This window comes from Arthrobacter sp. U41 (assembly GCF_007679325.1).
Lineage (GTDB): Bacteria > Actinomycetota > Actinomycetes > Actinomycetales > Micrococcaceae > Arthrobacter.
Map to the genome: position 1 here is coordinate 1,019,126 of NZ_VEGI01000001.1, position 23,160 is coordinate 1,042,285.

Sequence of the window (23,160 nt, forward strand, 5' to 3'; positions counted from 1 at the left end):
AGACGACGCCGCTTCCGGCCGGTGGACGCTCAGCCCCGCGTGCCGCCGGACCCGTTGCCGTTGCCGTTGGGGTTCCGGTGCCGCGCGGCGCCTTCGACCACCAGCTCCACGGCGAGCGCGGGATCGTCCACCACCTGCAGCAGGTCCAGGTCCTCCTCGGACATCATGCCCTCGGACACCAACGTGTTCTGGATCCATTCCACCATCGGGCTCCAGAACGCCGTCCCGAGCAGGACGATCGGGAAGGAGGTCACCTTCCGGGTCTGGACCAGGACCATCGCTTCGAAGAGTTCATCCAAGGTTCCCAGGCCGCCCGGCAGCACGATGAACCCCTGGGCGTACTTCACAAACATCGTCTTGCGGGCGAAGAAGTACCGGAAGTTGATCCCCAGGTCCACCCACTGGTTCATCCCCTGCTCGAAGGGCAGTTCGATGCCGAGGCCCACCGACACCCCGTTGCCCTGCACCGCGCCCTTGTTGGCGGCCTCCATGGAGCCGGGACCTCCGCCGGTGATGACGGCGAGCCCGGCTTCGGCGAGCTGCCGCCCCACTTCGACGGCGAGTTCATAGTTCAGGCTGCCGGGTTGGGTCCGTGCGGAGCCGAAGACGCTCACCGCCGGGCCCAGGTCGGCCAGCGCCCCGAACCCTTCAACAAACTCGCTCTGGATCCTCAGGACCCGCCAGGGGTCCGTGTGGACAAACTGGCCCGGGCCCTTGGTGTCCAGCAGCGTCCGGTCCGACATCGTGACCTTGGCCGCCTTGCGCCGCAGCTCAAGGGGCCCCTTGTGCCGGATCCCCGCAGGGGGCGGCGTGTCTCGGGGTTCGCCGGAGGGCTTGCCGGCGGGCTGTCCGGCTGCCTTCGCGGCGGTGTTGGCGGCTGGTTCTCCGGCTGGCGCGGGCTGCGGATCGGTACTCATGCCCACAGGTTAGCGCGGAAATCCGGCGGCGCCCGTCCGGCGCGGTCCCGCTGCCCGGAAGCCCCCGGCAGAACCTCCGGCGGGTAACGCAGGTTACCAAACGCCACATCAGGCACTCTGACCTGCATGTATCTCTTGAATCACGATCTATAGGAAGTCGGAGTGATTGCGGTCATATAGCCGCAATGTTCGCTAGATTCTTCTTATGACTACTCAAGTGCCCGGCGACGCGCTCGTCTCCCTGAACGCCGTCAATAAGCATTACGGCCAGTTGCACGTCCTGAAGGACATCAACCTGAACGTCCGCAAGGGCGAGGTTGTTGTCGTCATCGGACCGTCGGGTTCCGGCAAGTCAACACTTTGCCGGGCCATCAACCGTCTGGAGACGATCGACGACGGCGTCATCAAGATCGACGGCAAGGAACTGCCCGAAGAGGGCAAGGAACTCGCCAAGCTGCGCGCCGACGTCGGCATGGTCTTCCAGTCGTTTAACCTCTTCGCCCACAAAACGATCCTCGAGAACGTCACCCTGGGGCCCATCAAGGTCAAGGGAATCTCGAAGACCGAGGCCGACAAGGACGCGATGGCCCTGCTGGAGCGCGTCGGCGTCGGGCACCAGGCCCCCAAGCTGCCCGCCCAGCTCTCCGGCGGACAGCAGCAGCGTGTGGCGATCGCCCGCGCCCTGGCCATGAAGCCGAAGGTCATGCTTTTCGATGAGCCCACGTCCGCCCTGGACCCGGAGATGATCAACGAAGTCCTCGACGTCATGATCCAGCTGGCCAAGGAAGGCATGACCATGATCGTGGTCACCCACGAGATGGGCTTCGCCCGCAAAGCCGCGGACCGTGTGGTCTTTATGGACGGCGGCCAGATCGTCGAGGACGACACCCCCGAAGAGTTCTTCACCAACCCCAAGAGCAGCCGCGCCAAGGACTTCCTCTCCAAGCTGCTGACCCACTGATTTCCCTGACGAGTTCTCTCCGAGTTCGCACCCCGGCCGCCGCAAGGCGGCCGTCCAACGAAAGGAATGTCATGAAGGCATTTTTGACCCGAAGGAAATCCCTTCTGGTTGCCGCATCCGCAGCTCTGGCACTCAGCCTGAGCGCCTGCGGCGGCAGCAGCACCACGTCCAACCCGCCTGTCGCCGAGAAGCCGAGCTTCGCTGCCGACTCCACCATGGCCAAGCTTTCATCCGCCGGAAAGATCGTCATCGGCACCAAGTTCGACCAGCCGCTCTTCGGCCAGAAGGGCCTGGACGGCAAGCCGGTCGGGTTCGACGTCGAAATGGGCAAGCTGATCGCCGCCAAGCTGGGCATCCCCGCGGACAAGATCGAGTGGGTGGAGACGGTCTCCGCCAACCGCGAGCAGTTCATCAAGCAGGGCAAGGTGGACATGATCGTCGCCACCTACACGATCAACGACAAGCGCAAGACCGAAGTCGACTTCGCCGGACCGTACTACGAGGCCGGCCAAGCCCTGATGGTGAACAAGGACAACTCGTCCATCACCAAGCCCGAGGACGTCAAGGGCAAGAACGTCTGCTCCGTGACCGGTTCCACCCCGGCCGAGACGATTGTGGAGAAGTACGGAGCGATCTTGGTTCCGGCCGCGACCTACTCCGCCTGCCTTGAGCCGCTGCGCAACAAGCAGGTTGAAGCGATCACCACTGACAACGTCATCCTGGCCGGTTTTGTGGCCAAGGAGCCGGATGCGTTCAAGCTGGCATCGGATGAGACCTTCACGAAGGAGCCCTACGGCATCGGCCTGAAGAAGGACGACACGGAGTTCCGCATGTGGATCAACGACCAGTTGGAGGCTTTCGACGAGGACGGTTCCTACAAGAAGGCCTGGGAAGACACCGCCGGAGAGGTCATCAAGACCGCTCCCGCCCTTCCCGCGATCGACCGCTACTAGTCAGGTGTGGCGGTTGCCGGGGCGCGCCCGACGCGCCTCCGGTAACCGCCATTCCCGTCTCCCGCTCCACTTCCCTCAAGGCAGCCTAAGGAACCTATGGACGTCATCATTGAAAACCTTCCCGCTTATGTGGACGGTTTTCTCAGAACCCTCTTCCTGTCCGTGGTCTCGGGGATCTTCGCACTGATTTTCGGCACCCTGCTCGCAGCAGCCCGTGTCTCGCCCATCGCCGCCCTGCGTGGCTTCAGCATGACGTACGTGGAGATCGTCCGGAACACCCCGCTGACCATCGCGTTCTTCTTCGCCGCCGTGGTCCTTCCCCGGCTTGGGGTGACGTTCCAGCAGTTCGAGGTCGCCGCCATCATCGCCCTGAGCGCCTACACCTCGGCCTTCATCGCCGAAGCGGTGCGCTCCGGCGTCAACAGCGTGCCGGTCGGCCAGGCCGAGGCCGCCCGCAGCATCGGCATGAAATTCAGCCAGGTCCTCAGCCTCATCATCCTCCCGCAGGCGCTGCGCACGGTGATCCCGCCCATGATCAACATCCTCATCGCCCTGGTGAAGAACTCCTCGGTGGCCGGCGCCTTCTACGTCCTGGAGCTCTTCGGCACCGGCCGTCAGCTCGCCAACGCCAACGGCGACGCCGTGCTGTGGGTCCTCGTCGGCGTCGCGTTCTTCTACCTGCTGATAACCGTCCCGCTTGGCTACTTCGCCAACCTGGTTGAACGAAAGGTGGCGATCGCCCGATGAGCTCGGTCCTTTACGACGTCCCCGGCCCCAAGGCCCGCCGTGTCTCCCTGATCGGCTCCATCGTCGGCGTCGTCGCGATTGCCGGCCTGCTCTGGTGGGCCATCTCCATCCTTGCCCAGCAAGGCATCTTCGAACCCGAACGCTGGGCCGTCTTCCAGATCCCCGATGTCTGGGTACTGATCGGCAACGGCATCCTCGCCACGCTCACCGCCGCCGCGGTTGCCGCGGTCATCGCGTTCCCGCTGGGCCTGGTGCTGTGCCTCATGCGGATCTCGGACGTCGCGTGGATCCGCATACCCACCCGGATCGTGCTGGAATTCCTGCGCGGCATGCCCGTGGTCCTGATGATGTTCTTCGTGCTGCTGGTGTTCGCGACCGGTTCCTTCGTCGCCGTGGTCGCCGGCCTGGTGCTGTACAACTCGGCGATCTTCGCCGAGATCATCCGCGCCGGCATCCAGTCCCTGCCCAAGGGCCAGCGTGAAGCGGGTCTCGCGATCGGCCTGACCAGCTTCGCGTCCCGGCGGAGCATCGAACTGCCGCAGGCGATCCGGCGTATGCTGCCCTCCCTTGTGGCGCAGCTTGTGGTGCTCCTGAAGGACACCTCGCTGGGCTACATCGTGTCCTACGAGGAACTGCTCCGCAAAGTGCAGATCATGGCCGACTTCCTGGGCCCGGACTACCTGTTCCCGGTGTTCTTCGTGGCGGCGGCCATCTACATCGCCATCAACTTCTCCGTCTCCCGGCTCGCGATCTGGATCGAGAAGCGCGGCTCCAAGAAGGCCGCCGGCGGCGTGGTGCACGTCCCGGTGGCGGGGATCCCCGCCAAGTAGTTTCCCGCGACGCGGTCCGCAAAACGCAAAACGCTCAATACGCCAAAAAGGTCCGGAATCCCGCAAGGGCTTCCGGACCTTTTTCGCGTGCCGCGTTAGTCCGCGGCTACTCCGTGGTTACTCCGTAAGCCAGCTCCGCAGCGCCCGCAGGCAGTCGCGGATCGCGTCGGCGTCGACGTGTTCATTGTCCTTGTGCGCCAGCAGTGCGTCACCGGGCCCAAAGTTCACCGCCGGAATGCCCAGTTCGCTGAACCGCGCGACGTCGGTCCAGCCGTATTTCGGCTTCGGCGCGGCACCAACGGCGGCGACGAAGGACGCCGCGGCGGGGTGGTTGAGTCCCGGCCGGGCGCCGGCGGCGGCGTCGGTCCGGACGACGTCGAAGCCTTCCAGCAGTTCCCGCACGTGCCGCTCGGCGTCATCCGGAGTCTTGTCCGGGGCGAACCGGTAGTTGATTTCCACGATGCAACGGTCCGGGATGACGTTTCCGGCGGTCCCGCCGTTGACCTTCACGGCGTTGAGGCTTTCCCGGTAGTCCAGGCCGTCCACGTTGATGGTCCGGGGCTCATAGGCGGCCAGCCGGGCCAGGATCGGGGCGGCGGCATGGATGGCGTTGCTCCCCATCCAGGCGCGGGCGGAGTGCGCGGCTTCGCCGGTGGTTGTCGCTTCGAAGCGGATCGTGCCGTTGCAGCCGCCCTCCACTGTCCCGTTGGTAGGTTCCAGCAGGATCGCGAAGTCCCCGCCCAGGAGGCCGCCGTGGTTCCGGACGAGCCGGCCGAGTCCACTCTTAACGGCCTCGACTTCCTCGTGGTCATAGAAGACGAAGGTGATGTCCTTGTCCGGTTCCGCCCCGCCGTCGAACAGGCCCGCGGCCAGGGCCAGCTTGACGGCGACGCCGCCCTTCATGTCGGTGGCGCCGCGGCCGTAGAGGATTCCCTCCCCGGGAGCCCCCGACGGCCAGTAGGACGGAACGGTCCCCAGGGAGCCCTCGGTGGTCGGCAACGGCACGGTGTCCAGGTGCCCGGCGAGGATGACGCGCTCGGTGCGGCCCAGGTTGGTGCGGGCAATGATCGAATCGCCGTCGCGGACCACTTCCAGCTGCGGCACGGAGCGGAGGGCATGCTCCACGGCGTCGGCCAGCCGGCGCTCCTCACCCGACACACTGAATATGTCGATGATGTCCGCGGTCAGCAGGGCTACGTCCTGGTGCAGGTCCAGGCGGGCGGGGGCAGTATGCTCAGTCACCGTTCCACTGTATATGCCCGCCGGCTTGCCCCAGCGGACCGACGGCTGCGGCCATTGGAGACGCAGAAACGGCTCCTGCTGCGGGCCGGCTGGGCCGTCACCGGTTTCGGGGAGCGAGTGCGCCGTCTATAGACTTGTGGCATGACTGAAACTGCTTCTTCCGCTGTGCCCGCAGACTCCCGCTCCGCCTACGGCTACGGCGTCGCTACCATCGCTACCGGCAACGGTGAGGCCACGGTCCTGGACGTCTGGTTCCCGGCACCGGCCCTCGGAACGGCGGCGCAGAACCTCCGCGACGTGGCAAACGCGGACCAGTCCCTGCTGGAGATTGCCGCCACCGGCGCGGACGCCGACCGGGGTACCGAGCAGAAGGTCGTGTTCGCCCAGATCCACCTCGACGAGGCGCCCGCCGACACTGCCGACGCCTACCTGCGCCTGCACCTGCTCTCGCACCGCCTGGTGCAGCCCAACAGCATCAACCTGGACGGCATCTTCGGCAAACTGCCCAACGTCGTGTGGACCAACTTCGGCCCCGCCGCCGTCGAGGGCTTTGAACTGACCCGCGCGCGGCTGCGCAAGCGCGGCGCCGTCACCGTCTACGGGGTGGACAAGTTCCCCCGCATGGTGGACTACGTCATCCCCTCCGGCGTCCGCATTGCCGACGCCGACCGGGTCCGCCTCGGCGCGCACCTCGCCGAGGGCACCACGGTGATGCACGAAGGCTTCGTCAACTTCAACGCGGGAACCCTGGGCACGTCCATGGTGGAAGGCCGCATCTCTGCCGGCGTCGTCGCCGGTGACGGGTCAGACGTCGGCGGCGGCGCCTCCATCATGGGGACCCTGTCCGGCGGCGGCAAGGAAAAGATTTCCCTCGGCGAGCGGGTGCTGCTGGGCGCCAACTCCGGCGTGGGCATCAGCATCGGCGACGACTCCGTCGTCGAAGCCGGCCTCTACGTCACGGCCGGCACGCGGGTCCGCGTGGTCGGCGCCAAGGACGCCGACGGCGAGGACACCAGCCAGATCGTTAAGGCCGTGGAGCTTTCCGGTGTCCCCAACCTGCTCTTCCGCCGCAACTCCTCCACCGGTGAAGTCGAGGTCCTCCCCCGGAAGGGGCAGACCGTCGAACTCAACGAGGCCCTGCACGCCAACTAATCTTGGCCGCGGGACATCAACCGTCAACAGCATGGACCGGCCCTGACGGGCCTGAGGGAGTAGTTACGTGGCACGCAGAGGCAGCTTGCGCCGTCGACTTGTGCTGCTGCTGACCCTGGCCATGGTGGTGGGCGGGGTCTACACGGCGGTTTCGTTCGTGCAGCGCTCGGAAGTCCTGATCACCGAACGCTGCACGGCCGTCGGCGGGGGCGGCGCCGAGCTCGCCACGGACCAGGCGGCCAACGCCGGCCTCATTACCGCGGTCGCCGTCCGCCGGGGGCTCCCCGCCCGCGCCGCCAGCATCGCACTGGCCACGGCCATGCAGGAGTCAAAGATCCGGAACATCGGCCATGGCGACCAGGCCGGCCCGGACTCCCGCGGGCTCTTCCAGCAGCGTCCCTCGCAGGGCTGGGGCACCACGGAGCAGGTGATGGACCCGTATCACGCGAGCAACGCCTTCTACGATGCCCTCGCGAAAGTCCCCGGCTACCAATCGCTGGAAATTACCGACGCCGCTCAGCGGGTCCAGCGCTCCGCGTACCCTGACGCGTACGCCCAGCATGAGGTCATGGCCCGCGCCTTCGCCTCGTCCCTGACCGGGCAGACCGCCGCGGGCCTGGACTGCTCGCTGCGCGCCCCCGATGAGGCCGGCGACCCTGCTGCCGTCCAGGAACGGCTGTCCGCCGCCTTCGGCGAGGTTCCGGCCTCCACGGACGGCAGCACGCTAGTCCTGCAAGCCGAGGGAACGCGGGCCTGGGCGGTGGCCCAGTGGGCCGTGGCCAACGCCAAGGCACTGTCCATCACGGAAGTCCAGGCCGACGGCCGTACCTGGTCCCGGCAGGACCGCGACGGCTGGCAGCCCTCCGAGGTGCCGGCCGGCCAGGTCCGCGTCACCGTCGCCGACGCGCCGGCCCGGTAGCCGCGTCACGCTGCTCCAGGCGGACGCGGGAGGCCGGACGAGCGCCCCCTGGTCCTGCGGGCTCAGACCAGCAGGTCCACCACGGGCTGCACGTAGCTGCGGAACAGCTCCGGCTGGGACATGAGATCCGAGCTCATGATGATTTTGTCGGGCTCCAGGTACCAGGCCCGCGGCTCTGCCAGGGGCAGTTCGATGATGGTCAGCGTGAACGCATTGGCGGCCCGGCCCACTTCCAGCAGACGGTCATCCACCATGTCCTGCAGCAATTGGACGCCGCCAGCGGCTTCGCGTTCCGCTTCCAGGGCCAGGTACTCGCCCCGGCGTTCCCGGGCCCAGGACAGGGCGGCGCCAAAATGCGCCTGCAGCACCCGCCGCAGGGCGGGGGAATTGCTGAAGCTCCGGAAACCGGGCGGACCCAGTTCCGGGGACATCTCGGGATGCGCTTTCAGGAGCTGCTCCCACCAGGCTTCCCATTCAGTCTTGAGAGCACCGAGTCCGCCCACCTCCGCAACAAGGTGCGTGTGGTCCGCAGACCGGATTTTCGGTGCCGCGTGGCAGAGTGCCGGGTGCCCGGCGCTGTCCAGCCCGGCGGCGTCGCGGACGTACAGGGCAATGAGCATGGGACCCGAGGTGTCCATGGTGATCCGCCAGCCCGGGCCGCCTGTGTGGTGCATCCAATTGCCTCCCTTGGCACGACGTACGTTCCCAGTCTATTCCTGAAGTTAACGCACGTTAATGGCTGCCAGCGTAGCTGCCCAGCCCGGCGAGATGGGACTCCAACACGTCGTTACACATCTGTGCGGTCATCCATTCGGGCTGCAGCAGGGCGTGCATGGTGAGCCCGTCCAAGGTGGCCAGCAGCCGTTCGGCCTCGGTGACCAGCCGCTGCTGGTCCATGGTCGCGCCGGTGCCCTCGGTGGACGACAGGTCCATCACGAGGCGCCCGACGATTGCGGCCACGGCGCGGTGGCTCCGGTCAGCTTCCGCGGCCAGGAAGGGCTTGGTCCTTGCGGCATTCTTGAACGCCATCCAGACGCAGGCGTCCACCGCGCGTTCCTCGTCCAGGGGAAGGAATTCGCCCAGCAGGGTTAACACGCCCTGCCGGTGTTCCGGGGTGCCGGGTTGCGCCTCCGCCAGGCGGTCATCCGCTGCTGCCAGCCGGTCCACGATCCGGTCCACGACGACCCCGAAGGAATGGGTCAGGAGCTCGTCACTGCTGGCAAAGTAGTGCCGGACCGATCCGACGGCCAGTTCCGCCTCGTCCGCGACCTCGCGGAGGGAGGCCCTTTCAAGTCCGTCTGCTGCGACGATCCGGAAGACCGCTTCGACCACTTCCTGGCGCCGCACTGCGGCGTCGACAAATTTGGGCATTAGTCTTTTTTAGCACGGATGTGCCCGAACGGCGCGGGGCCACACCGGCCTGCAGCGCTCCCACCTGCGTCGATAGTCACATCGTCCGTCGTACTGTCTCTTGAGGAATACCGAACTACCGGGCTTCCGAACTATACAGAGGGGTAGTTGCGCTCCGGCTCACCGATGTAGAGCTGCCGCGGGCGGCCGATCTTGGTGTTGGGGTCGCTGATCATTTCGCGCCACTGGGCGATCCAGCCCGGAAGCCGGCCGATCGCGAAGAGCACGGTGAACATCTTCTCCGGGAAGCCCATGGCCTTGTAGATCAGTCCGGTGTAGAAGTCCACGTTCGGGTAGAGCTTGCGCTGGATGAAGTAGTCATCATTCAGGGCCTTCTCTTCGAGGCGCAGGGCGATGTCCAGGAGTTCGTCGTTGCCGCCCAGCTTGCTGAGGATCTCGTGGGCCGTGGCCTTGACGATCTTGGCGCGCGGGTCGTAGTTCTTGTAGACGCGGTGCCCGAAGCCCATGAGGCGGACGCCGTCTTCCTTGTTCTTGACCTTCTCCATGTAGTCCTCGGGCTTGGTGCCGTCGGCCTGGATCTGGCGCAGCATCTTCAGCACGGCTTCGTTGGCGCCGCCGTGGGCGGGACCGAAGAGGGCGTTGATGCCGGCGGACACGGAGGCGAAGAGGTTGGCGTTGGAGGAACCGACCAGCCGGACCGTGGAGGTCGAGCAGTTCTGCTCGTGGTCGGCGTGGAGGATGAGGAGCAGGTCCAGCGCCTTGGCAACCACCGGGTCCACCTCGTACTGCTCGGCCGGCAGGCCGAAGCTCAGGCGGAGGAAGTTCTCCACGAGGTTGTGGGAGTTGTCCGGGTAGAGCATGGGCTGGCCGATGCTCTTCTTCAGGGCGTAGGCGGCGATCACGGGCATCTTCGCCAGCAGCCGGTACGTGGAGACCTCAACCTGCTCGGCGTTGAAGGGATCCAGCGAGTCCTGGTAGAAGGTGGAGAGCGCGGACACGGCCGAGGACAGGACCGGCATCGGGTGGGCGTCGCGCGGGAAGCCGCTGAAGAAGCCCTTCAGCTCTTCGTGCAGCAGGGTGTGGTGGCGGATCCGCTGGTCAAAGGCTTCCAGCTCGGTGGGCGTCGGCAGGTTGCCGTAGATCAGCAGGTAGGAAACTTCCAGGAAGCTCGAGTGCTGGGCGAGCTGCTCGATCGGATAGCCGCGGTACCGCAGGACACCGGCGTCGCCGTCGATGTACGTGATGGCGGACGTGGTCGCTGCGGTGTTCATAAAGCCGGGGTCAAAGGCAACGGCACCGGTCTGCTTCAGCAGCTTGGAAACGTCGTAGCCTTCGTTTCCTTCTACAACCTGGATGCGCGGGAGTTCGAGCTCGCCGCCGGCATGGCGCAGGGTTGCGCTGGTGGTCTCAGTCATGGAGTCTCCTCTGAGGCGTCGGGGCCTCTGTAGAAAGCTGGTCCAACTTCTGGTGAAGCCGCCCACGGAACCTGTTTTAGAGACGGATTCCAACGGCCGCGCTGCCTTCTTGTGGAAAGCCACCATTGATAGTCAGTTAAAAACTACCGGCAGATTCCGGGTGGTACTAATCCAAGGCGCTCCGGAACCACCCAAAACGCGCCCGTTGTGGCGCGCGTCACAGCATTGTTACGGCCCTGTGGCCAGGCGGGAGGCAGCCGCGTCAATCCGTTCGTCAGTGGCCGTCAGCGCGACCCGGATGAATCCATTGCCGGCATCACCGTAGAACACCCCGGGTCCGACGACGATCCCGCGGTCCGCGAGCCGGCCCACCGTGTCCCACGTGGCTTCGCCCGCGGTGGCCCAGAGGTAGAGTCCGGCCCGGGATTCGTGGATGGTCAGGCCGAAGCGCTCCAGCGCCGGCACGATCCGTTCCCGGCGGCCGCGGTAGAGGTCCTTCTGCGCCTGGACGTGGGCGTCGTCGCCCAGGGCAACCCGCATCGCTTCCTGGACCGGGTAAGGGACGATCATGCCCGCGTGTTTGCGGCTGTTGACGAGGTTCGCCATGATGGCGCCGTCACCGGCCACGAAGGCCGCCCGGTAGCCCGCCAGGTTGGACTGCTTGCTCAGCGAGTACACGGCCAGGAGGCCCTCATGGGAGCCCTCGGCAACCAGGGGGTCCAGGATGCTGGGCACCGGAGTGCCGCCGCGCTGGACGTCCCATTCACCCCAGCCCAGTTCGGCGTAGCATTCGTCCGAGGCCACCACGGCGCCGAGTTCCCGGGCCTGCCGGACGATCCGGCGGAGCGATTCGGCGTCGCGGACGCTTCCGGTGGGGTTGGCCGGGGAGTTGACCCAGACCAGGCGCACGCGGGCGCGGGTGGCGGCGTCGAGCTCGTCGAGGTCGTCCGCGGCGATGTGTTCCGCACCCGCGAACGTCGCGCCGATGTCATAGGTGGGGTACGCGACCGTGGGGCGGACAACGACGTCGCCCGCCTTGAGGCCCAACAGGAACGGGAGCCAGGCCACCAGTTCCTTGGAGCCCACCGTGGGCATGATGTCCTGCGGATCCAGCCCGGGAACGCCGCGGCGGCGGTCAAACCACGCCGCGATGGCCTCCCGGAGCCCGGCCGTCCCGTGGACCGTGGGGTACCCGGGGGCGTTGGCCGCTGCGCGCAGGGCCGCCTGCACCACTTCGGGGGTGCCGTCCACCGGAGTTCCGATGGACAGGTTTGCTGCTCCTCCGGGGTGTTCGGCTGCCCTGGCGAGGTACGGCGCCAAGGCTTCCCACGGGTAGTCGGGCAGGCTGAGGCCGAAGCTGCGCAGCGCAGACGTCACCGGCGGCCGCCTTAGCTCTCTTGGTTCTGCGGCGGGAGGGCCGCAATCATCGGGTGGTCCGTGTGCGTGTTGCCCACCTTCGCCGCCCCGCCCGGAGAGCCCAGGACGTCGAAGAATTCAACGTTGGCCTTGTAGTAGTCAGCCCACTCCTCGGGGGTGTCATCCTCGTAGTAGATGGCTTCGACCGGGCAGACCGGCTCACAGGCACCGCAGTCCACGCACTCGTCCGGGTGGATGTACAGGGAACGCTCACCTTCGTAGATGCAATCGACGGGGCACTCTTCAATACATGCCTTGTCCTTGACATCTACACACGGCTGCGCGATTACGTACGTCACGTCCCTGGCCTCTCCATGTTGGTTCCGGCGACCGCCGGATAACTGCTCCCGGCCTGAGCGCCGGCTGCTGACTTCTGAGCCTATTATCTCCCAGCCCGTTCCCGCGAACCTAGCCGGGCGTCACACGGGTCCGCACTATTGAATCCGGCCCGCCTAGGATGAACGGGTGAGTTCCCCGATGCCGCCGCCCCAAGCGTTCCTGGCTGCTGCCCACCTGGGTACCCGGGTGGTGGTCCGGTACCGGATCGAGGGCGGGATGACCGATGCCCTCGGTGAGCTGGCGGCCCGCTCCGACAGTGAGTGCACCGTACGGACCCGGAGGTCCGACGTGGTCATTCCCCTGGCACTGGTGGTGGCCGCCAAGGCCGTGCCGCCGCCTCCGCCGCGCAGGGCCCCGCGGGCGCAGCCCGGCGGACCTGCCCTCCCGTGAGCGGTCCCGCCCCGCCCTTCCCCAATGGGGCATGCCCTCCCCTGGGGGTGACCGACGGACATATTGCCATTCTGTCCATCCGCCGCCGCAACCGCGGGACATGCCCGGTGGTCGCGACGGGGCGCGGGTGGACATGTCCAACAGGGACTGTGAAGACTGGACATACCCTTCGGCGACCGGTCTTCCCGGAGGGCATGTCCAATGCTAGGCAGCGGCGGGGAGGCTGTTCAGTGCGTCCCGGACCATGGCGATGAACTCTTCGGGCCGGTTCAGGAGTAGCGCGTAGCTGACCACAATCGTCGGGATGCCGAGGCGGGTTGTGACGTTCCACCGACGCCGGTCCTCCTCGAAGCTTGTCCGGTCCATATGAAAGCCCGCCCCGTCCGTCTCAATGCCCAGCCGGCCATCGACCATAAGATCCAGGTGCCCCATCCCGGGGATATTGACCTGTGACTCCACATGGAACCCGGCCCTCCGCAGCCAATACCGGGCCATGCACTCAATAATGGACTGCGATTGCGGGACGATACTGTTCACCATCCGCCGCTCCCTCGCGTCATGGCGGCCGGCCAGCCGCTGGCGCAGGGCCGCGAGCGGCAGGCCTTTCAGCACGACCGCTGATTCGGCAATAACGAGGCCATCGAGGTCCGGAAGGCATCGCAGGCTTTGCACCACGGTGTCCAGCAGGGTGGGCGTCGCTGCGGAGCGGTGACAGACGAATCCAGGATAGCGGCGGCTGTGGGTGACCGCGATATGCGGCTGCGGGGGCGGCTCGAGCACCCAGAGACCGTGGAACTCCGCCGCTGTGGCACAGGCGGGCTCCGCCGGAAGCGAGCGGATCGCAACGAGCCGGGCGTCGGCGTCGGGCACTGCGTACACGCCGCGTGCCACGCGGGTGACTGCACCGCGGGCCAGAGCCGATTTGAGTTGGAAGTCCGAGACGCCAGCGGCAGCAAGGTGTTTGGCGCGCGCGACGCCGTCGTAGGTTGAAAGCACTGCGTTGATATTGACCATGCGGACATCGTGACGCCGGGGCTGGCGATCGGAACAGAGCCGGGCCGCGCTATGTGCATAAGCGCATGCCCGGCGCGCAGTGCCGCCGTCGGACATGTTCCGCGCTCCGGGGAGCGAAGGTACCGGACCAGCAATGGGCATGTCCCCCGGCGGGATGCGGACAGTGCGCATGTCCCGCGGCGGCGGCCGCGAAGGGACCGAGCATGTCCGGTGGCGGGCGCAGCGGATGGACATAGTTCCAATATGTCCGTCCGCGGCCGCAAGAACTGGGCATGTCCAACGGGGCGGAGCGCGAAGACTGGGCATGTCCAACCGGGCGGAGCGCGAAGACTGGGCATGTCCCGCAGGCGGGGTGTGAGGTCCGTGCGGCTAGGCTCCGGCCGGCCGGTAGCGCCGGCACCAGGCCAGCATCACCAGCGTGACCACGCCGATGCCGTAGATCCAGAGATTCCCGGCCAGGTCACCGATGATCAGTCGCTTGCCCTCCCCGAGGGTAGACCACCAGCCCGCCAGGGCGTAGCAGAGGACGCCGCAGGCCGCCGTCGGGAGTACCGAACGGAACGCGGCGCCGAGCCACAGCTCGACGGCGCCCAGCAGCACCAGCGCGGCGGCAGCGCCCCATGGCACCTCGACACCGGCCACCGAGATGTCCTGCCCGTGCAGCATGGTGCCTGCGAGGGCAGCAAAAAGAGCTGCCGGCACGGCGGCGGCAATACCGCCTGCCGTACCGGCAGCTCTTCTATTCACAAAGGATCCGTTGCTTCAGCGCGAAACGCGGAACCTAGACCTTCGCGCGGGCGCGGTTGGCCTTGGCGCGCTCGTTCGTGTCCAGGATGACCTTGCGGATACGGATGGCGTCCGGCGTGACCTCGACGCACTCGTCCTCGCGGGCGAATTCGAGCGACTCTTCGAGGGTCAGGTCGCGCGGGGGCGTCAGGTTCTCGAAGGTGTCGGAGGAAGCGGCACGCATGTTGGTGAGCTTCTTTTCCTTGGTGATGTTGACGTCCATGTCGTCGGCGCGGGAGTTCTCGCCGACGATCATGCCCTCGTACACCTCGGAGGTCGGCTTCACGAAGAAGGAGCCGCGTTCCTGCAGGTTGATCATGGCGAACGGCGTCACAACACCGGCGCGGTCGGCGATCATCGAACCGTTGGTACGGTATTCGATCGGGCCGGCCCACGGCTCGTAGCCCTCGGAGATCGAGGCTGCGATGCCGGCGCCACGGGTGTCCGTGAGGAACTTGGTGCGGAAACCGATCAGGCCACGGGCCGGAACGATGAACTCCATGCGGCACCAGCCGGTGCCGTGGTTGGCCATGTTGGTCATGCGGCCCTTGCGGGCGGCCATAAGCTGCGTGACGGCGCCGAGGTACTCTTCCGGCACGTCGATGGTCATGTGTTCCATCGGCTCGTGGATCTTGCCGTCAACGGTCCGGGTGACAACCTGCGGCTTGCCGACGGTCAGTTCGAAGCCTTCGCGGCGCATCTGCTCGACCAGGATGGCCAGGGCGAGCTCGCCGCGGCCCTGGACTTCCCAGGCGTCGGGGCGCTCGGTGGGGAGCACCTTGATGGAGACGTTACCGATCAGTTCCTTGTCCAGGCGGTCCTTGACCTGGCGGGCCGTGACCTTGGCACCCTTGACCTTGCCGGCCAGCGGCGAGGTGTTGATACCGATGGTCATGGAGATGGCCGGATCGTCAACGGTGATCAGCGGCAGCGGCTGCGGGTTTTCGGCGTCGGTCAGGGTCTCACCGATGGTGATTTCCTCGATACCGGCGACGGCGACAATCTCGCCGGGGCCGGCGGATTCGGCCGGGACGCGGTCCAGCGCCTTGGTGGCCAGCAGTTCTGTGATCTTGACGTTCTTCAGTTCACCGTTGGCGCGGGCCCAGGCAACAGTCTGGCCCTTGCGGAGGGTGCCGTTGTAGATACGCAGCAGCGCCAGGCGGCCGAGGAACGGGGAGGCGTCCAGGTTGGTGACGTGCGCCTGGAGGACACCGTTCGGGTTGTACGTGGGGGCCGGGATGTGCTCGATGATGGCCTGGAAGAGCGGCTCCAGGTCCTCGTTCTCCGGGGCGGTGCCGTCTGCGGGCTGTTCGAGGGACGCGCGGCCAACCTTGGCGGCGGCGTAGACGACGGGGACGTTGAGGATCTTGTCCAGGTCGAGGTCCGGAACTTCGTCGGCGAGGTCGGAGGCCAGGCCCAGGAGCAGGTCCATGGACTCGTGGACAACCTCTTCGATCCGCGCATCGGGGCGGTCGGTCTTGTTAACCAGGAGGATCACCGGCAGGTGGGCGGCGAGTGCCTTGCGGAGGACGAAGCGGGTCTGGGGCAGCGGGCCCTCGGAGGCGTCAACGAGGAGGACAACGCCGTCGACCATGGACAGGCCGCGCTCCACCTCGCCACCGAAGTCGGCGTGGCCGGGGGTGTCGATGACGTTGATGGTGATGGTCTCGCCCTTGGATGACGGTCCGTTGTAGGCCACGGTGGTGTTCTTGGCCAGGATGGTGATGCCCTTTTCACGCTCGAGGTCGCCGGAGTCCATGACCCGGTCTTCGAGGTGGTTGTGCTCGGCAAAGGAATTGGTCTGCTTGAGCATGGCGTCGACCAGGGTGGTCTTGCCGTGGTCAACGTGGGCCACGATCGCGACGTTGCGCAGGTCACTGCGCGATGCAGTGGCTACCGCGGTGTTGGTGGTGGTTTCAGACATGCGTTATTGCTCGATTCAGTGGTGAAGTCAGCTGTGGTATCGCGACATTTCCAACCGGAACGCACGACGGATACGCCCCTTTGGCACAGGGCACCTTCATCCATTCTAAACGCTAGGGCATTTGTTGGCCTAAAATCCGTCGACGGCGGCGGAGCGCCGGGGCGGCAGGCGCGGCAGATCGGTACATAACGTGTGAGTAAAGTCACTGGATTTTCATACCCTTATGCCCCATCATTGCTTGGACAGCAGCAGCCAGCCCGGAGATATCAATGCGCAAAGCCTCGGCCCTGTCCCGCTTGGTCGCACCATTGATTGCCGTTGGCATTCTTGTTGGCGGCTGCGGACAGACCCCCTCACCCCGGACGGCCAACCCCGGCGCGGACCCTGTCAGCGGCCGTTACGGCCAGAGCGCCCCCGTGTCCGCCGGCGAACCCGGTGAACCGATGGCGGCGGGCACGAACGCCCGCGGCAAGCTTGACCAGTCGGCCGCCCCGGAAAACCTGCCCGCGGGCACGATCTACCGGAATCCTGCCAATGACCGCGACGAGGTGGTGGTGGAGGACATCGCCACCACAGCAGTGCTGATCGGCGACTCGCAGTCCGAACCGGTGTTCTCCTGGCCCCGGAGGGCACTGGCCAACCTGGGGTACTCCGTCTACTTCTGCGGCCGGGGCGGTACCGGCTTCGTCGCGTCCAGCGGCAGGACCGGCAACTACATCGACGCGCTCCAACGCGGCGACTGGCTGCTCCCCTACGGCTCGCCGCCCCTCGTCGTCATCGAGGGCGGTGGCAACGACGCTTCCCGCGGCGCGACGGACGAGCAGATCTCAAGAAACGCCGAACGGCTGATCGCCAGCGTCCGGCAGCGTTACCCCGAGGCGCGGCTGGCGATGGTGGGGACCCTCGCCCGCGGCGCGGCCGACGGCGGGGGCCGCCGCACCGAGGTCGACGCCCTGCTGGGCACGGTGGCGGCCGCCCATTCCATTCCCTTTGTGGGCGTTGGGGACTGGCTGACCCGCCATGACCTCACCGGTTCGATGGCCGATAGGGTCCACATGAACCCCAACGGACATGCGGTGCTGGGTATGCTGCTGGCCAGCCGGCTGGACGATCTCGGATTCCGGTCCCCGGCTTCGGAGCTGGCGGAGTCCGCGGCACTCCGCTGAGGCCGCGAGGATGTTGAGCCGCCGGTGACAGGCGGACCGGTTGCTTAACTGACAGGAGCCGGTGTCCGCCCCTGGGGGCGGACACCGGCTCCTGTCCAGGCAGTGCCGTCAGGCAAAACCGTTCAGGCAATGCCGTTCAGAGGCTCAGGCAACTTCCGGCGGCAGCATCAGGCGTGCACCCGGGATCGCGTTGAGCAGTGCCTTCGTGTAGTCCTTCTGCGGAGCTTCGAAGACCTCATCCGTGGAACCGGTTTCCACCAGCTTGCCCTTTTCCATGACACACACGTGGTCGGCGATCTGCCGCACCACCGCAAGGTCGTGGGTGATGAACAGGTAGGTCAGGCCCAGCCTGGACTGCAGTTCGGCGAGCAGGTTCAGCACCTGCGCCTGCACCAGGACGTCCAGGGCGGAGACAGCCTCGTCACAGATGATGACCTCGGGATCCAGTGCCAGGGCACGTGCGATCGCCACGCGCTGGCGCTGTCCGCCCGAGAGCTCGTTCGGGTACCGCTGCATGGTGGACTGCGGCAGCGACACCTGGTCCAGCAGTTCGCGGACCTTTTTCTCCCGGCTGGCCTTGTCCCCGATCTTGTGGACCCGCAGCGGTTCCTCGATGGTCCGGTAGATGTTGTACATCGGATCGAGCGAACCGTAGGGGTCCTGGAAGATCGGCTGCACCCGCCGGCGGAAAGCGAAGATCTCCTTCGGCTTCAGCGCGGAGGTGTCGACGCCGTCGAAGATGATCTTGCCGGACGTCGGCTCCAGCAGGTTCAGGACCATCTGCGCCACGGTGGACTTGCCGGAACCCGACTCGCCCACGATCGCCGTCGTCGTGCCGCGCTTGACGTTGAAGGAAACGTCGTCGACGGCGGTGAAGTCGGTGGACTTGCCGAATCCCGCGCGCAGTTTGAAGACCTTGCTCAGGTTCTGGATCTGCAGCACGTCTTCGGTCATGACCGGTTTGGCCGCAACGCCCTCACCGGGGACCAGCAGTTCGTTGGACGCGACACCGTGCTCCTTGGCCACCTGGATCCGCCGTGACGCCAGCGACGGCGCCGAGGCCACCAGCCGCTGGGTGTAGGGGTGCTGCGGGTTCTGTAGCAGTTCCAGGGACGGGCCGGCCTCGACGACGTTGCCGCGGTACATGACCACAACCTTGTCGGCACGCTCGGCAGCCAGTCCGAGGTCGTGGGTGATGAGCAGCACGGAAGTGCCCAGTTCCGAGGTCATCTTTTCGAGGTGGTCCAGGATCTGGCGCTGCACGGTCACGTCCAGGGCCGACGTCGGCTCATCGGCGATGAGCAGGCGCGGCTGGCAGGACAGGCCGATGGCGATCAGCGCGCGCTGGCGCATGCCGCCGGAGAACTCGTGCGGGTACTGCTTCGCCCGCCGGGCGGCGTCCGGCAGGCCGGCCTGTGCGAGGACCTTGGCGACGTCGTCCGGACCGCTGGGGCGGCCGTTGGCCTTCAGCGTCTCCTTGACCTGGTCGCCGATCTTCCAGACCGGGTTCAGGTTGGACATCGGGTCCTGCGGGACCATGCCGATGATGTTGCCGCGCAGTTCGATCATGCGCTTCTCGGAAGCGTGCGAGATGTCTTCGCCGTCGAGCAGGATCTGCCCGCCGGCAACCCGGCCGTTGCCGGGCAACAGGCCGATTGCGGCCAACGCCGTCGTGGACTTGCCGGAACCGGACTCGCCCACAATGGCGACTGTCTCGCCCGGCATGATGGTCAGGTGTGCGTTGCGCACAGCCTGGACCTCGCCGCTGCCGGTGGTGAAGGAGATCGCGAGATCGCGGATTTCCAGGAGTGGCCGGTCGGCCGTGGTTCCGGTCTCGTGGATCGTGACGTCGGAAGTTGCCATGATTGCCTCCTTCATCGCTGACGGCTCTTGGGATCGAGTGCATCACGGAGGGCATCGCCCAGCATGATGAAGCTCAACACGGTGATGGACAGGGCAGCTGCCGGGTAGAGCAGAACAGCCGGGTTGGTGCGGATGGATGCCTGCGCCGCGGAAATGTCATTGCCCCAGGACATCACGGAGCCGGGCATGCCGATTCCGAGGAACGAGAGCGTGGCCTCGGCGACGATGAAGACGCCGAGCTCCATGGTGGCGAGCACAATGATCGGCGCCAGCGCGTTGGGCAGCACGTGGCTGACCAGGGATCCCACCCGGGAGACACCCAGTGATCGGGCGGCCGTGACGAAATCGGCGTTGCGCACCTCGATCACGGCGCCGCGGGTGATGCGGGCCATTTGCGGCCAGCCCAGCACCACCAGGACCAGGACCACTGTTCCGACTCCGCGGTTTTCGCGCAGGAGCGGAAGCTGGGTGATGACGAGGGCGCCGAGGATGATCGGCAGGGCGAAGAAGATGTCGCCGAGACGGGCGATCACGGTATCCACCCAGCCGCCGAAGAAGCCGGCCAGCGCACCGAGGGTTACGCCGATGATCAACACGGAGATCACGGAGAATACGCCCACCATCAGCGACGCCTGGGTGCCGTGGATGATGCGCGAATAGATGTCGCAGCCCTGGAAGGTGAAGCCCAGGGGGTGCCCTTCGGTGGGGGCGCCGTTGGAGTTCGCCAGCACACAGCCGTTGTCCGGCTCAACCTGGGTGAAGAGGCCCGGGAAGACGGCAACGATGACAATCAGCGCGATCATGACCGCGGAAATGATAAAAAGCGGACGACGGCGGAGCTTGCGCCAGGCGTCTGCCCAGAGGCTCAGCGGCGCCTCGTCGGTTTTGACTGCGTCCGTTGCCAGCAGCGGGGTCTCCTCGACCGGGGCAACGAAGTGTTCGGCTTTGCGGTTAGTTTTCATAGCGGATCCTCGGGTCAAGCCAGGCGTACAGCAGGTCGACCAACAGGTTGGCGAGCACGAAGACCAGCACCAGGACGCTCACAATGGCGACCACGGTGGGGCCTTCGCTTCGGAGAATGGCCTGGTAGAGCTTCTGGCCAACGCCGGGGACGTTGAAGATGGCTTCGGTCACGATCGCGCCGCCCATCAGCGCACCCAGGCTGGCGCCGAGGTATGTGATCACCGGGATCAGCGAGTTGCGCAGGACGTGCGTGGTCACCACCTGGCGGCGGGCCAGGCCCTTGGCCGTGGCGGTGCGGACGTAGTCGGCGTTCATGTTCTCGATAACGGAGGCACGCGTCAGGCGCAGCACGTAGGCGAAGGACACCATGCCGAGGACCACCGCGGGAAGGATCAGGCTCCCCCACGTGACGTTCGAGCCGACCGTTGGTTTGGCCCACCCCAGTTGCACACCGATCAGCAGCTGCAGTGCGAAGCCGAGCACGAAGGTGGGAATGGCGATCACAACGAGGGACAGCACGAGGACCGAGCTGTCGAAGATGCCGCCCTTGCGCAGGCCGGCGACCAGGCCGAAGGCGATGCCGAACACGCCCTGGATGATGAGGGCTTCAATCGCGAGCATGGCCGTGACCGGGAAGACGCGGGCCAGGGTGTCGGCAATCGGCTGGCCGGTGAAGTCGACGCCGAGGTTGAAGGTGAAGAGGTTCTTGAGGAACAGGCCGTACTGGACCCAGAACGGCTCGTCCAGGTTGTACTGCTGGCGCAGCTGCGCGATGACGGCCTCGCTAGGCGGGCGGTCTCCGAAGAGCGCGCGGATGGGGTCGCCGGGAAGGGCGAAGACCATGAAGTAGACGAGCAGGGTGGTTCCGAGGAATACCGGAATGACCTGCAGCAGGCGCCGGAGGATGAACTGGATCACAGCAGCTCCTCCGGTGAGAGGGTGGAACGAAGGGAGATCATGGGGGACAGCTTCCTGCCGGTTTCAAGCATATGGGGGTCCGGCAAGGCCGGACCCCCAAGCTTTAGTGATGTGTGAATGAGTTCCAGGAACTCAGGAAGTTACTTGGCCGTGATGGCCCAGTACTGCAGAACGCCGTTCCAGCCGGAGTCAACGTTGCTGACGTTCTGGCTCCAGACAGCCTGGCGTGCGTTGTACCACAGCGGCAGGTTGGGGAGGTCCTTGAACAGGATCTCCTGCGCCTGGGTGAACTTCTTGTTGGCGTCCTCGGTGGACTGAGCGCCCAGGCCTTCGTTGAGGAGCTTGTCGAACTCGGGGTTCGAGTAGCCCTCGTAGTTGGCGCTGGCGCCGGTCTTCAGGAGCGGGCCCAGGAAGTTGTAGAGCGACGGGTAGTCGGCCTGCCAGCCGGCGCGGGTCAGACCCGGCAGTTCCTTCGAGCTGCGCAGCTCCAGGATTTCAGCGAACTTGGCGAAGGGCTGGCCTTCGGCCTTGATTCCCAGGTTGTTCTTGAAGTTGTTGGCAACGGCGTCGATCCATTCCTTGTTGCCGCCGTCAGTGTTGTACGCGAGCTGCAGGGTCTTGTCTGCGGGCCACGGGGTGATGGCGTCAGCCTTGGCCCAGAGTTCCTTTGCCTTGGCGGCATCGAACTTCAGGACCTCGGAACCGGCCACGTTTTCGTTGTAGCCGTCAATGGCCGGGGAGGTGAAGTCCTTGGCCGGGATGCGCGTACCGGAGAAGATGACCTTGGTGATCTCGTCGCGGTTGATCGCCATGGAGAGTGCCTGGCGGCGCAGCTGGCCTGCTTCGCCCGTGAACTCGGGCAGGTAGCCCGGGATGTTCAGGGTGGAGTTGCCGGCGTACGGCTTGTTCAGGTTGTTCTCCGGGAAATCCGAGGTGAACGTCGTCAGGGCGTTCGTGGGCAGAACGTCCGTGACATCCAGGTTGTTGCCCTGGACGTCCGTGTAGGCCGGGGCCGGATCGGTGTAGAACTTGAAGGTCACGCCGCCGTTCTTGGCTTCGCGGGCACCCTTGTAGTCCGGGTTCTTGACCAGGGCGATCTGGCTGTCGTGCTGCCAGGCGCCTTCCTTCTCCATCTTGTACGGGCCGTTGCCGACCGGGTTCTCGCCGTACTTCTTCGGATCCTTGATGGCCTCGGCGGGCAGCGGCATAAACGCCGAGTAGCCCAGGCGCAGCGGCCAGTCGGCTTCCGGCTGGGCCAGCTTGACCTCAATGGTGGTGTCGTCCTTCAGGACCAGGCCGGAGAGGGTCTGGGCGGTGGGGGCGGGGACGTCGGTCTCTTTGCCGTCCGCTCCCTTCTGCGTCTTGGTGGCGCTGACGGCGTCGTAGCCCTCGATGGACTCGAAGAAGCTGCTGTTGCCCTGCGCGTTGGTGCTCAACGCGGCAAAGTTCCAGGCGTCCACGAAGCTCTTGGCGGTGACTTCCTCGCCGTTGGTGAACTTGGTGCCCGTCTTGACCTTGATGGTGTAGTTCTGGCCGTCCGGGGATTCGATGGACTCGGCCAGGGCGTTGACCGACTTGCCGCTGGGGTCGTAGCTGGTGAGGCCCTCGAAGAGCAGCTCAACGACGCGGCCGCCGTAGACTTCGCCGGTGTTGGCGGGCATCAGGGGGTTCTGCGGTTCGTTGCTGTAAGCCGTGATGACCTTGTTGGGGTCGCCGGCAGCCTGGTCGGCACCGTTTGAGGTGCCGCCTCCGGCACCGCATCCGGTCAGGGCGAGAGCGGCGATGGCCACCATGCCCAGTGCTTTGGAAGTGCGCGAAAAACGCATTCCGCCTCCTATGAGTTTGGGGGAGTTCGTGAGGGAAAAACTTATGTT

Annotated in this window: 22 protein-coding genes; 8 read left to right on the top strand and 14 right to left on the bottom strand. The window is 66.0% G+C overall.

Annotation, left to right across the window (positions count from 1 at the left end; genetic code table 11):
* Positions 1–29: 29 nt before the first annotated feature.
* Complete coding sequence (locus tag FS787_RS04625; protein ID WP_260982389.1) at positions 30–917, bottom strand: TIGR00730 family Rossman fold protein; 888 nt, start codon at positions 915–917, stop codon at positions 30–32.
* Between the two features lie 205 nt (positions 918–1,122).
* Here FS787_RS04625 and FS787_RS04630 point away from each other — a divergent pair, with 205 nt between their 5' ends.
* The 4 genes from FS787_RS04630 to FS787_RS04645 all read left to right on the top strand — a co-directional run bounded on the left by FS787_RS04630 (position 1,123) and on the right by FS787_RS04645 (position 4,408).
* Complete coding sequence (locus tag FS787_RS04630; RefSeq protein WP_144671101.1) at positions 1,123–1,878, top strand: amino acid ABC transporter ATP-binding protein; 756 nt, start codon at positions 1,123–1,125, stop codon at positions 1,876–1,878.
* A 71-nt stretch (positions 1,879–1,949) separates the two neighbouring features.
* On the top strand, positions 1,950–2,831 hold the full coding sequence (locus tag FS787_RS04635; protein ID WP_144671102.1) for a glutamate ABC transporter substrate-binding protein: 882 nt from the start codon (positions 1,950–1,952) through the stop codon (positions 2,829–2,831).
* A gap of 96 nt (positions 2,832–2,927) precedes the next feature.
* A complete protein-coding gene (locus FS787_RS04640) occupies positions 2,928–3,578 on the top strand; it encodes an amino acid ABC transporter permease (protein WP_144671103.1) in 651 nt (216 codons plus the stop codon).
* Positions 3,575–4,408: an amino acid ABC transporter permease gene (locus tag FS787_RS04645; RefSeq protein WP_144671104.1), complete on the top strand. Its 834-nt coding sequence runs from the start codon at positions 3,575–3,577 to the stop codon at positions 4,406–4,408. Before FS787_RS04640 ends, FS787_RS04645 begins: the two co-directional genes overlap by 4 nt.
* Before the next feature lie 117 nt (positions 4,409–4,525).
* Here FS787_RS04645 and dapE read toward each other — a convergent pair whose 3' ends face one another.
* Complete coding sequence (gene dapE / locus FS787_RS04650) at positions 4,526–5,650, bottom strand: succinyl-diaminopimelate desuccinylase (protein WP_144671105.1); 1,125 nt, start codon at positions 5,648–5,650, stop codon at positions 4,526–4,528.
* 141 nt (positions 5,651–5,791) lie between these two features.
* Here dapE and dapD point away from each other — a divergent pair, with 141 nt between their 5' ends.
* Together dapD and FS787_RS04660 are read left to right on the top strand one after the other, a co-directional pair.
* On the top strand, positions 5,792–6,802 hold the full coding sequence (gene dapD / locus FS787_RS04655) for a 2,3,4,5-tetrahydropyridine-2,6-dicarboxylate N-succinyltransferase (protein WP_144671106.1): 1,011 nt from the start codon (positions 5,792–5,794) through the stop codon (positions 6,800–6,802).
* A gap of 121 nt (positions 6,803–6,923) precedes the next feature.
* On the top strand, positions 6,924–7,721 hold the full coding sequence (locus FS787_RS04660; RefSeq protein ID WP_144671960.1) for a hypothetical protein: 798 nt from the start codon (positions 6,924–6,926) through the stop codon (positions 7,719–7,721).
* A 62-nt stretch (positions 7,722–7,783) separates the two neighbouring features.
* Here the strand turns inward: FS787_RS04660 and FS787_RS04665 are convergent, their stop codons facing one another.
* From FS787_RS04665 to fdxA, 5 genes are all read right to left on the bottom strand, one after another.
* The gene (locus tag FS787_RS04665) at positions 7,784–8,395 is read right to left on the bottom strand and encodes a hypothetical protein (RefSeq protein ID WP_144671107.1); all 612 of its coding nucleotides are present in this window, start codon (positions 8,393–8,395) and stop codon (positions 7,784–7,786) included.
* A 58-nt stretch (positions 8,396–8,453) separates the two neighbouring features.
* Positions 8,454–9,092 (bottom strand): TetR/AcrR family transcriptional regulator, encoded by a 639-nt coding sequence (locus FS787_RS04670; RefSeq protein WP_144671108.1) that lies wholly within the window; start codon positions 9,090–9,092, stop codon positions 8,454–8,456.
* A gap of 131 nt (positions 9,093–9,223) precedes the next feature.
* Positions 9,224–10,507 carry a citrate synthase gene (locus FS787_RS04675; protein WP_144671109.1) on the bottom strand — a complete coding sequence of 428 codons (1,284 nt, stop codon included), beginning with the start codon at positions 10,505–10,507 and terminating at the stop codon, positions 9,224–9,226.
* Between the two features lie 228 nt (positions 10,508–10,735).
* The gene (dapC, locus tag FS787_RS04680; protein ID WP_144671110.1) at positions 10,736–11,884 is read right to left on the bottom strand and encodes a succinyldiaminopimelate transaminase; all 1,149 of its coding nucleotides are present in this window, start codon (positions 11,882–11,884) and stop codon (positions 10,736–10,738) included.
* Between the two features lie 11 nt (positions 11,885–11,895).
* Positions 11,896–12,222: a ferredoxin gene (gene fdxA / locus FS787_RS04685; RefSeq protein WP_056425597.1), complete on the bottom strand. Its 327-nt coding sequence runs from the start codon at positions 12,220–12,222 to the stop codon at positions 11,896–11,898.
* A gap of 178 nt (positions 12,223–12,400) precedes the next feature.
* On the opposite strand from fdxA, the gene FS787_RS04690 reads away from it, so the two are divergent.
* Complete coding sequence (locus FS787_RS04690) at positions 12,401–12,652, top strand: hypothetical protein (protein WP_144671962.1); 252 nt, start codon at positions 12,401–12,403, stop codon at positions 12,650–12,652.
* 204 nt (positions 12,653–12,856) lie between these two features.
* Here the strand turns inward: FS787_RS04690 and FS787_RS04695 are convergent, their stop codons facing one another.
* The 3 genes from FS787_RS04695 to typA form a co-directional block, all read right to left on the bottom strand.
* Complete coding sequence (locus tag FS787_RS04695; RefSeq protein ID WP_144671111.1) at positions 12,857–13,666, bottom strand: type IV toxin-antitoxin system AbiEi family antitoxin domain-containing protein; 810 nt, start codon at positions 13,664–13,666, stop codon at positions 12,857–12,859.
* 369 nt (positions 13,667–14,035) lie between these two features.
* Positions 14,036–14,413 (bottom strand): hypothetical protein, encoded by a 378-nt coding sequence (locus FS787_RS04700; RefSeq protein ID WP_260982391.1) that lies wholly within the window; start codon positions 14,411–14,413, stop codon positions 14,036–14,038.
* A gap of 34 nt (positions 14,414–14,447) precedes the next feature.
* Positions 14,448–16,376, bottom strand: a complete 1,929-nt coding sequence (gene typA, locus FS787_RS04705; RefSeq protein WP_144671112.1) for a translational GTPase TypA — start codon at positions 16,374–16,376, stop codon at positions 14,448–14,450.
* A 269-nt stretch (positions 16,377–16,645) separates the two neighbouring features.
* On the opposite strand from typA, the gene FS787_RS04710 reads away from it, so the two are divergent.
* A complete protein-coding gene (locus tag FS787_RS04710; RefSeq protein ID WP_144671113.1) occupies positions 16,646–17,542 on the top strand; it encodes an SGNH/GDSL hydrolase family protein in 897 nt (298 codons plus the stop codon).
* A gap of 144 nt (positions 17,543–17,686) precedes the next feature.
* On the opposite strand, the gene FS787_RS04715 is transcribed toward FS787_RS04710, so the two are convergent.
* The 4 genes from FS787_RS04715 to FS787_RS04730 all read right to left on the bottom strand — a co-directional run bounded on the left by FS787_RS04715 (position 17,687) and on the right by FS787_RS04730 (position 23,112).
* On the bottom strand, positions 17,687–19,405 hold the full coding sequence (locus FS787_RS04715; RefSeq protein ID WP_144671114.1) for an ABC transporter ATP-binding protein: 1,719 nt from the start codon (positions 19,403–19,405) through the stop codon (positions 17,687–17,689).
* A gap of 11 nt (positions 19,406–19,416) precedes the next feature.
* On the bottom strand, positions 19,417–20,367 hold the full coding sequence (locus FS787_RS04720) for an ABC transporter permease (protein ID WP_144671115.1): 951 nt from the start codon (positions 20,365–20,367) through the stop codon (positions 19,417–19,419).
* On the bottom strand, positions 20,357–21,286 hold the full coding sequence (locus tag FS787_RS04725) for an ABC transporter permease (RefSeq protein ID WP_144671116.1): 930 nt from the start codon (positions 21,284–21,286) through the stop codon (positions 20,357–20,359). Before FS787_RS04725 ends, FS787_RS04720 begins: the two co-directional genes overlap by 11 nt.
* A gap of 140 nt (positions 21,287–21,426) precedes the next feature.
* Positions 21,427–23,112, bottom strand: a complete 1,686-nt coding sequence (locus tag FS787_RS04730; RefSeq protein WP_144671117.1) for an ABC transporter substrate-binding protein — start codon at positions 23,110–23,112, stop codon at positions 21,427–21,429.
* Positions 23,113–23,160 lie beyond the last annotated feature (48 nt).